This is a genomic window from Zarconia sp., assembly GCF_057467645.1.
This window is the reverse complement of record NZ_JBRJXU010000173.1, coordinates 59,500-68,786: the sequence shown is the minus strand read 5'-3', so window position 1 is coordinate 68,786 and position 9,287 is coordinate 59,500. Positions and strand designations below refer to the sequence as shown.

Genomic DNA, 9,287 nt, shown 5'->3' with positions numbered 1-9,287 from the left:
GAATCGGGATGAAGTACTTTGCTCCCCAGCAACCAGATGTAGCCAGTGCGATCGCTTCGCTCATCAAGAGGCTTGCCAACCGCCCGAATCTCACCCAGAGTCGGCATCCCGTCGACGTCGCGGTCGCAAAACTGACGTTAAGCTAACTCAATCCCGCTATAAATAGAGAAAGGGGACAGGGTTTTAAAACGCAATTCCTCTAACCCTTCAGAAGAATTCTCAGGTTTCTAAATCTGTAACCATACCAACGCGAACTGCTCTATGTCCGATCGCACCGATACCCCGATCTCGAATACTCACGAGCGATCGCAGTACCTGTCTTTGGCTATCGAGCATACCCCAGCAGCGATCGCTATTTTCGATAACCAACTACGCTACCTTGCCCTGAGCCAACGCTGGCGCTCGGATTACGGACTCGGCGATCGTCCGACGATCGGATTATCTCACGATGAGGTGTTTCCCGAAATTAGCCCCCAATGGAAAGCCGTTCACCAACGCTGCCTCGCCGGTGCGGTAGAAGGCTGCGAGGAGGAAGCGTTCGCTCGCGCCGATGGCAGCATCGATTGGTTGCATTGGGAAGTGCGTCCCTGGTATAGCCCAACTGGAGAGATCGGCGGCATTATTATGCTCACAGAAGTCGTCACCCGACGCAAGCAAGCCGAACTTGCCCTACAAGCTGCCAACACTCAATTAGAGGCAAAAGTTCTCGAACGCACTGCCGAGTTAGAGCGAACCGTTGCCCAACTCCAGCAGGAGATTGAAAAGCGGCAAGCCGCAGAAGCCGCACTGGCAAGAAGCGAAGCAAAATATCGTCGTTTGGTGGAAAATATCGAAGATACGATCTGGTCTTGCCAACCGGATGGAACGCTGACCTATCTTTCTCCAGCTTTTGAGAAAATGTTCGGTTTCGAGCGTTCGGAGTATGTGGGAGATTCCTTTGCCCCCCTGGTACATCCAGAAGATTTACCCAAGGTTCTCTTCTCTTTCGAGCGGGCGATCGAAACTGGAGAATCGGTTCAGAGCCATGAATTTCGCCACAAATGTCGAGATGGCAGTTGGCGGTGGGTGGTGTCCAATATCTCGGTGTCGCGCGATCGAGATGGTCATGTCGTCGCCGTTCAAGGCACCCTCAAAGAGATCGGCGATCGCATTGCCGCAGAAACCAAACTGAGGCAGCAACAGCAATTACTACAGGCGATCGTCGATAACACTAACGCTTGTATTTTCATTAAAGACTATCTCAATCTCGAGGGTCAGTATATCCTGGTTAACCAACCCGCCGCGGATTTTGTCGGGCTTTCTCGGGAGGAATTTAACGGTAAAACTGACTACGACCTATTTCCAACGGAAGCAGCCGCGCAAATCGAGCAGATCGATCGAGAGGTGCTCGAAACCCGAAAATCGTTGGAGTTGGAGGAAGAAGTTCCCCAAGCAAATCGAACCCGCATTTTTTGGTCGCACAAGTTTGCCCTCGATGATGAAGCGGGTCGACCTTATGCCCTTTGCGGCGTGGCGACGGATATCACTGATTTTAAAGCCATGGAAGCGTCACTGCGGGAGAGCGAAGCCCAATTCCGCTCCCTGTTCGAGCAGGCCGCAGTGGGGGTTGCCAAGATCGGGTTGGACGGTCGGTGGCTGATGGCTAACCAAAAGTTGTGCGATAGTTTGGGGTATGCCGAGGAAGAATTGCAAGAGTCGATGCTTTACTGGGAATCCATTGCCCTCGAAGATCGAGCTGCCACGAAAGAGCTATTGCAAGCCTTGCTTTCGGACCAGATTTCCACCTACTCCCAGGAAAAACGCTACTTGCACCGGGATGGAACGCGAATTTGGATGCAAACCACCACCAAGTTGGTGCGGAACGCGCGGGGGGAAGCGCAATATTTAGTCAAAGTCATCGAGGATATTCGCGATCGCAAGCGTCAGGAAAATGCCTTGCGGTTTATCGTCGAAGGGACGGTGGCGAAAACGGGAACTGAATTTTTCCAGGCGTGCGTGCAACATCTGGCAGAAATTTTCCAGGTGCAATATGCATTTGTCACAGAATTGGTGGATGACTCCTATCGCCAGTCGAGAATGTTGGCTCTATGGACGGGAGAGGAATTTATCGAGCCTTACGAATTTAGCCTAGCCGGAACTCCCTGTCAGGTTGTGTTTCAAGAACGCTGGGGAATTTTTGCCGATAATTTGCAAGAGCGATTTCCCGATGCCGACTCCCTGGCGACATTAGGCTCGCGAAGCTATCTGGGGCTGAAGATTGTCGATTCTCAGGGGAAAACCATCGGCAACTTGGGTTTCATGGATACCAAGCCGCTTCCAAAAGATCTCGATCTGGCGAAGTCGCTTTTGCAGCTTTTTGCAACGCGCGTCGGTGCGGAAATGGAACGAATGCGTGCCGAAACTGCATTGCGAGAAAGCCGGCAACAATTGCAACAACAGGCTGGGCGCGAGCACCTGCTCAACCAACTGACCCAACAAATTCTCCATTCTCTGGACTTTAGCACGATTGTCGAGCGAGCGGTGCGGGAGATTCAAGGGTTTCTCAAAGTCGATCGCTGTCACTTTGCATGGCATACCGTCGAACCCGATGGCGAGTATTGGGATGTGATGGAAGAAGTTCGATCGCCTAATTTACCCAGTTTTGTCGGTCGCCATCCCGTCGCGGCATTCGGACCCCTATCAGCACTCATCTTAGAGCGAAAAACCCTAAAAATCGATGATGTTCGAAAAATTGAAGAGGCGGATGTTCGGGGGTTTGTGCGGCAGTTGGGCAATCAATCGATGTTGGTGTTGCCGGTATTGTCCAATTCCGGGCGGTTGGGTATCGTGGCTTGCATTCACGCTCGGACCGTTCGTCCTTGGACGGAAGATGAGGTGGAATTGCTCGAAGCAATTGTGGCTCAGCTTGTCATTGCCCTCGATCGCGCCCACTTGTATGCCCAAAGCCAAACCCGAGCCAAGGAATTGGCTCAAGCCCTACAAACGTTGCAACGCACCCAAGCCCAACTGGTTCAACATGAAAAAATGTCGAGTTTGGGTCAATTGGTGGCTGGTGTCGCTCACGAAATCAACAATCCCGTCAGTTTCATCCACGGCAATATCACCTTTGCCCAGGAGTATTTTCAAGACTTTCTGAGCGTCATTGACTTGTACCAACAGCATTATCCCGAACCCACCCCAGAACTTGCCGATGCGATCGACGAACTCGATGTGGAGTTTCTCAAGCACGATTGCGCGAAACTGTTTCGATCGATGACGGTGGGAACCGATCGCATTCGCGATATCGTCAAATCCTTGCGCACCTTCTCCCGATTGGACGAAGCGGAAGTCAAAGCCATTAACTTACACGAAGGGATCGAGAGTACGTTAACGATTTTACAAACCCGCTTGAAAGCGCAATCCTGGCGACCGGCCATTCAAGTGATGAAAGACTATGGAGAGCTACCGCGCATCGAGTGCTACGCCGGACAGCTCAATCAAGTGTTTATGAATATTTTGAGCAACGCTATCGATGCCCTCGAAGAACGCGATCGCCACCGAACTCAGGCTCAAATGAAAGAGACGCCCAGCACCATTCACATTCAAACGGAAGCCGTTTGCAAAGGAGATGGTACCGGGCGCATCCTAATTCGCATTCGCGATAACGGACCGGGAATCGACGACGAGGTGCGAGCGAAACTGTTCGATCCCTTTTTCACCACCAAACCCGTCGGTCAAGGAACGGGGTTGGGATTGAGCATTAGCTATCAAATCGTCGTCGATCGACACCAAGGACAGCTCAGCTGCTATTCCCCCCCCGGAAATGGAACCGAATTTGCGATCGAAATTCCCTTTCGGAATGGGGTGTAGGGTGTGGGGAGATGGGGAGATACGGTGACGCGGTGACACGGAGAGGGGGAAGAGCTTCGCCACGAAACCAATTGTCAATTGTCCACCGTCCGTTACACTCTCCCCCTGCTCCCAAAACTCCTACATCTTCACCGTCACAGTCTTCACTTCGGTGTACTGCTGCAAGCCGTATTCACCCAATTCGCGACCCATACCCGACTGCTTGAATCCGCCGAAGGGAGCAGCGGCATCGAAGACATCGTAGCAGTTTACCCAAACGGTTCCCGCCCGGACGGAATGGGCGATGGCGTGGGCTTTGCCGATATCCTTCGTCCACACCGCCGCCGCGAGACCGTACATGGTGTTATTGGCGCGCCGCACCACTTCGTCGATGTCTTTGAATTTAATGATGCTCATCACCGGTCCGAAAATTTCTTCGCGGGCAATGGTCATGTCGTCTTGCACGTCGGCAAACACCGTGGGTTTGATGAAGTAGCCGCGATCGCCCACTTGCGTTCCCCCGCAAAGCATCTGTGCTCCTTCCCGGACCCCAGTTTCGATGTAACCCATCACCCGATCGAATTGGACTTTATCCACCTGGGGGCCCTGCATGGTATTGGGATCGAAGGGATTCCCCACAGTGCGACGGGCGGCACCTTCGACAGTTTTAGCGACGAACTCGTCGTAGCACTTTTCTTCCACGAACAGCCGCGAACCGGCGCAGCAGCACTGTCCCTGGTTGAAGAACAAACCGAAATGCGCCCCGGCAAGTGCTTGTTCCATGTCGGCATCGGCAAAAATAATATTGGGACTCTTGCCGCCGAGTTCGAGGGTGACGCGCTTGAGATTGCTCTTAGCGGCGGCTTCCATAATCAGGTGTCCCACTTCCGTCGATCCGGTAAAGGCCACCTTATCCACATCCATGTGATGGGCGATCGCCGCACCTGCCGTGGGACCGTATCCCGATAAAATATTCACCGCGCCGGGGGGAAAACCGGCTTCGAGAATCAATTCTCCCACCCGCAGTGCGGACAGGGGAGTTTGCTCGGCGGTTTTGAGGACGACGGTATTGCCGGTGGCTAAGGCGGGGGCGAGTTTCCACGCTTGCATCAACAGCGGGAAGTTCCAGGGAATAATCTGACCGACGACGCCGACGGGTTCGTGGCGGGTGTAGCAAAAGTAGGGGCCGTTGATGGGAATGGTTTTGCCTTGGACTTTATCGGCCCAACCGGCGTAGTAGCGATAACAGGCGATCGCCAATGGCACGTCGGCATTGAGGGAGTCGTTGAGGGGTTTGCCGTTGTCGAGGGTTTCTAAGCGCGCCAGTTCTTCTTTATTTTCCTCCATCAAATCGGCGAGTTTGTAGAGCAATGCTCCTCGTTGGGTTGCCGACATTTTCGACCAATCCCCGCCCTCAAATGCCGCGCGGGCTGCGGCAACGGCTCGCTCGACATCGGGAGCATCCGCCTCAGCTACATCGCAGATGACCTCTCCCGTGGCGGGGTCGATGGTCTCGAAGCGTTTGCCCGAAGCACTTTCTACCCATTCATTGTTAATGAGCAATTGGGTCGAACCGATTTTAACTTTTTGTTCTGGAGCGGTGGCAATCACCATTTTTTATCTCCTTCTCAAGATTTCTTGAGACGATTTAAACTTGGGGTTTTCAATCGATGGAACACATCAAACCCTTGCCCCCTCGATTTTTACCGTTTTTGGGGTTGTTCTCCCATCGCCGAAGCGAAACGTTCGAGCGAGCATTGGCTTGACCTGACTCTGACGTACTGGCGGTACTTGTCGCCGTCAAAGAGACCGATTTATTTAAAACTGTATTCTCATCTTAATTATTCTCTAAGGTTTGGTTGAAATATTTATAAAAAATTAATTTATCACCCACCAGAAATTTCGATTCTAAAAAAAAGTTAAGAAGATGTTCTAAAGCTCCGCGTTGTGAAATAGAGTGAAGGAAAATCAAAAATTGAGGTTTGAAGAAAGGCTAGCGATCGGTTCAAGACACTCAATATCTTTTGAGATTTCTACAGGTTAGATTGCCTCAAACTTGAACGAACGATACTGTGATTTAGATTGTTAAGGAGGGTCAGAACATGAGCGATTTTCTAGATTTTCTCACCCATAAATTTGCCTACGTTGCCCGAGGCGAATTCCAGCCCGGTCGGTTTCAAGAAGCCGAGGAATTATTCAATCGGGCCGTTGCGACTTACCGCCACGGTTTTAAAGGGGCGTATTTGCTGCAAGAACCGGGAACGGATAAAGGAATTGCGGTGATTTTGTGGGAAAGCCAAGAGGAGATGGAGGCCAATCAAAGCAAGGCTTACAACGCAATTCTCAGCCAAATGTCCCATTTATTCGTCGAGCCGCCTACAACGGCTTTTTACGAGGTTGCGAGCGAAATTACCGGTACGCCGGATACCCGTCGGGATGTTCGACCTCAGAGGGAAGTTGTCACCTTGAACTAAGTTTTGAAATCAGCACTCAGCTATCAGCTATTTACTTTTGAAGAAAAGGTCCTAAGTCTTCGTACAATTAGATCCATTTAGACTAGGAGAATTAGCAGTCTATGGCCGGGTAACCCTTGAAATTAAAACTTATGGGTCTTGAAACAAGCTGACAGCTGAGAGCCGATAAAGTGAGGCGACAATACTGGGTACATCTGGTGGCTGGGGAGAAAACGACTCCATTCCCCGTTCCCCACCATCACCTGAAACAGTCCGATCCAAAACTGACGTTAATGAAGATATTCCCAGCCGCTTGGGTCTAGTCGCTTTTGTCGAAAAATGATGAGAGAGACCTTAAAATCTATCGAATCTTCATTTAAAAGGGTAAGCTAGATTGACAAGCTTACCCCTATATTTTGATTGAGAGTTTATTGTGAGTTCGATCGAGTTAGTCCTTAAAACTAGCTGTCTTCGTCTCCTAAATTGCTGCTAACGCTCGGAGAAGCATTATAGAGTGCGTCTAATTTCTGGCGAGCATCTTCAACGCTAATCGAGCGCATCACCAATAAAGGTTCGTCAATTGCTTGTCCTCGCGCGTCAAACAGTTCGGGATGGGGAACCGTGCGAGTGGCAGAGGCTTTAGCTTTACCCGATACGTTACGGGGTCGGGGCGATTCCATGCTAAATTGCATTAAATTGCGAATTAAGTTGCCGATCGCAAAAAACGCTAAAACGGTAAAGGCTAATGAATAAAGTATCTGTAGCATCAATTAAATGGTCTCCACAGCAAACAGTTCGATGAAATGTAATAGAAGTTTATTAACCGTAATTTCTTTGGTTAAGTATCTTAACCCAAAATCTTTACCCGCAGTGCTACCTAAGAGCATCCAGTCTTAAAATTTAACGATCGTCTAAACCTTGAGATTCCATCGCTTGTTCCGAGCGAAATCTCAGAGCCATCTTCCAGCACTCCGTGAGCAGTTGATGCCAAGGTAAGAGTACTGCCATGTCTACACCGGCTTTACTTCCCGTTGCTTTGACTAACATTTGCGTCGCACCCACTTCTTGTTGAGCCTGAGTCAATCGGGTGAGGAAATCTGTTTTTTGTTGCGGCTCCAAAAAAGAAATGTCCTCATTCTCCAATAACTTGCGCGATCGGGCAAACCAATACTGAAAATCATCCAGTAGGGGTTCCAAGATCGTTTTGAGAAGTTCCGATTCTGAAGGATTAGAGTTCGCCATGGGTCTCAAGTTGCACGAGGGTAATATAGTAAATCTTAATACTTTTTACTTTTCTTTACAATCGCGTCGCCCGAGCCTCAGCTCCCAGCTCGCCGGGAAATCAACCGCACGCTTGGGGCTAAACACGGTAGAATCGAGGAACCGAATAAAGCCCTCGATCGCCGGTCGACAGCGCTCGCAGCGTGACCGACCAGCGATCGAAGCTTATCCAAAATCGCTGGCATTCTCGAAAATCTTATAAAAGTCTTAATTTTCTACCGACATCCCCCCCAAATTCATGTTTGACGCACTTGCAGAACGACTCGAAGATGCCTGGAAAAAACTCCGGGGTCAAGACAAAATCTCCGAATCCAATATCCAATCGGCTCTCCAAGAGGTGCGTCGCGCTCTTCTGAGTGCCGATGTCAACCTTCAAGTCGTCAAAAAATTTATCGCCGAGGTCGAAGCCAAAGCCCAGGGGGCCGACGTCATTTCTGGGGTCAAACCCGACCAGCAGTTTATTAAAATCGTCCACGACGAACTCGTGCAGGTGATGGGGGAAACGAATGTTCCCCTCGCCCAAGCCGACACTCCCCCCACCGTCGTTTTGATGGCCGGTTTGCAAGGAACCGGTAAAACCACCGCTTCTGCCAAACTCGCCTTGCACCTGCGCAAGCAAAATCGTCGCGCCTTGCTCGTGGCAACGGACATCTACCGACCGGCGGCTATCGACCAACTCAAAACCCTCGGCGAGCAAATCGAAGTCCCCGTCTTTGAGATGGGAATCGATGCCGACCCGGTGGAAATTGCCCGCCAGGGGGTGGCACGCGCAGAAGCCGAAGGTATCGATACGGTGATTATCGATACGGCCGGTCGCCTGCAAATCGATGGCGATATGATGGCGGAGTTGGCACAGATTAAAGCCACCGTCGAACCCCACGATACCCTGCTCGTGGTCGATGCCATGACCGGGCAAGAAGCTGCCAATCTCACCCGGACGTTCCACGAAGAAATTGGCATTACCGGGGCGATTCTCACCAAGATGGACGGCGACAGCCGAGGGGGAGCAGCCCTGTCCGTGCGGCAGATTTCCGGTGCGCCGATTAAATTTGTCGGGGTTGGGGAAAAAGTCGAAGCCCTGCAACCGTTTTATCCCGATCGCATGGCCTCGCGGATTTTGGGCATGGGAGACGTGCTCACCTTCGTCGAGAAAGCCGCTGAAGCGGTGGATTTGGCGGATGTGGAGAAAATGCAGGAGAAAATTGTCTCCGCCCAGTTCGACTTCACGGATTTTCTCAAACAAACCCGCCTGATGAAGAACATGGGGTCTCTGGGGGGGATTATGAAGCTCATTCCCGGCATGAATAAATTGTCGGACGAGGATTTGAGCAAAGGCGAGCAACAGCTCAAGCGATCGGAATCGATGATTAATTCGATGACCCTCGAAGAACGTCGCAACCCCGATTTGCTCGCCAGTTCTCCCAATCGACGGCGGCGCATCGCCCGAGGTGCCGGCTACGAAGAGTCTGATGTGAGCAAACTCGTCAGCGACTTCCAAAAAATGCGATCGCTCATGCAGAAGATGGGACAGGGCAACTTCCCCGGAATGGGCGGAATGCCCGGAATGGGTGGTCTACCCGGGATGGGCGGGATGCCCGGAATGGGTGGCGGCGGTGGGCGCCCCGGTTGGCGCGGCTACGGCGGCAATCCGAAGAAGAAGAAGAAAAAAGAGAAGAAGAAGAAGGGATTCGGGACTCTTTAAGGTTGACACGGGGACGCGGGGAC

General features: G+C 51.5%; 7 protein-coding genes. 4 read left to right on the top strand and 3 right to left on the bottom strand.

Annotation, left to right across the window (positions count from 1 at the left end):
• Window positions 1-261 precede the first annotated feature (261 nt).
• Window positions 262-3,849, top strand: a complete 3,588-nt coding sequence (locus AC2215_RS25940; protein WP_486812929.1) for a PAS domain S-box protein — start codon at window positions 262-264, stop codon at window positions 3,847-3,849.
• A gap of 120 nt (window positions 3,850-3,969) precedes the next feature.
• On the opposite strand, the gene AC2215_RS25935 is transcribed toward AC2215_RS25940, so the two are convergent.
• Window positions 3,970-5,442 (bottom strand): aldehyde dehydrogenase family protein, encoded by a 1,473-nt coding sequence (locus tag AC2215_RS25935; RefSeq protein WP_486812928.1) that lies wholly within the window; start codon window positions 5,440-5,442, stop codon window positions 3,970-3,972.
• A 488-nt stretch (window positions 5,443-5,930) separates the two neighbouring features.
• Between AC2215_RS25935 and AC2215_RS25930 the strand changes: the two genes are divergently transcribed.
• The gene (locus AC2215_RS25930) at window positions 5,931-6,302 is read left to right on the top strand and encodes an antibiotic biosynthesis monooxygenase (RefSeq protein WP_486812927.1); all 372 of its coding nucleotides are present in this window, start codon (window positions 5,931-5,933) and stop codon (window positions 6,300-6,302) included.
• Between the two features lie 170 nt (window positions 6,303-6,472).
• Window positions 6,473-6,604, top strand: a complete 132-nt coding sequence (locus AC2215_RS25925) for a hypothetical protein (protein ID WP_486812926.1) — start codon at window positions 6,473-6,475, stop codon at window positions 6,602-6,604.
• Window positions 6,605-6,742: 138 nt separating this feature from the next.
• On the opposite strand, the gene AC2215_RS25920 is transcribed toward AC2215_RS25925, so the two are convergent.
• Together AC2215_RS25920 and AC2215_RS25915 are read right to left on the bottom strand one after the other, a co-directional pair.
• Window positions 6,743-7,048 carry a DUF2973 domain-containing protein gene (locus tag AC2215_RS25920; RefSeq protein ID WP_486812925.1) on the bottom strand — a complete coding sequence of 102 codons (306 nt, stop codon included), beginning with the start codon at window positions 7,046-7,048 and terminating at the stop codon, window positions 6,743-6,745.
• Window positions 7,049-7,181: 133 nt separating this feature from the next.
• Window positions 7,182-7,523 (bottom strand): DUF2605 domain-containing protein, encoded by a 342-nt coding sequence (locus AC2215_RS25915; RefSeq protein ID WP_486812924.1) that lies wholly within the window; start codon window positions 7,521-7,523, stop codon window positions 7,182-7,184.
• Window positions 7,524-7,800: 277 nt separating this feature from the next.
• Here AC2215_RS25915 and ffh point away from each other — a divergent pair, with 277 nt between their 5' ends.
• On the top strand, window positions 7,801-9,264 hold the full coding sequence (gene ffh, locus AC2215_RS25910) for a signal recognition particle protein (RefSeq protein WP_486812923.1): 1,464 nt from the start codon (window positions 7,801-7,803) through the stop codon (window positions 9,262-9,264).
• Window positions 9,265-9,287: the final 23 nt, after the last annotated feature.

Bases quoted from the DNA above. Each gene is read 5' to 3' on its own strand.
- AC2215_RS25940 (WP_486812929.1), top strand. From the start codon at position 262: ATGTCCGATCGCACCGATACCCCGATCTCGAATACTCACGAGCGATCG.
- AC2215_RS25935 (WP_486812928.1), bottom strand. From the start codon at position 5,442: ATGGTGATTGCCACCGCTCCAGAACAAAAAGTTAAAATCGGTTCGACC.
- AC2215_RS25930 (WP_486812927.1), top strand. From the start codon at position 5,931: ATGAGCGATTTTCTAGATTTTCTCACCCATAAATTTGCCTACGTTGCC.
- AC2215_RS25920 (WP_486812925.1), bottom strand. From the start codon at position 7,048: ATGCTACAGATACTTTATTCATTAGCCTTTACCGTTTTAGCGTTTTTT.
- AC2215_RS25915 (WP_486812924.1), bottom strand. From the start codon at position 7,523: ATGGCGAACTCTAATCCTTCAGAATCGGAACTTCTCAAAACGATCTTG.
- ffh (WP_486812923.1), top strand. From the start codon at position 7,801: ATGTTTGACGCACTTGCAGAACGACTCGAAGATGCCTGGAAAAAACTC.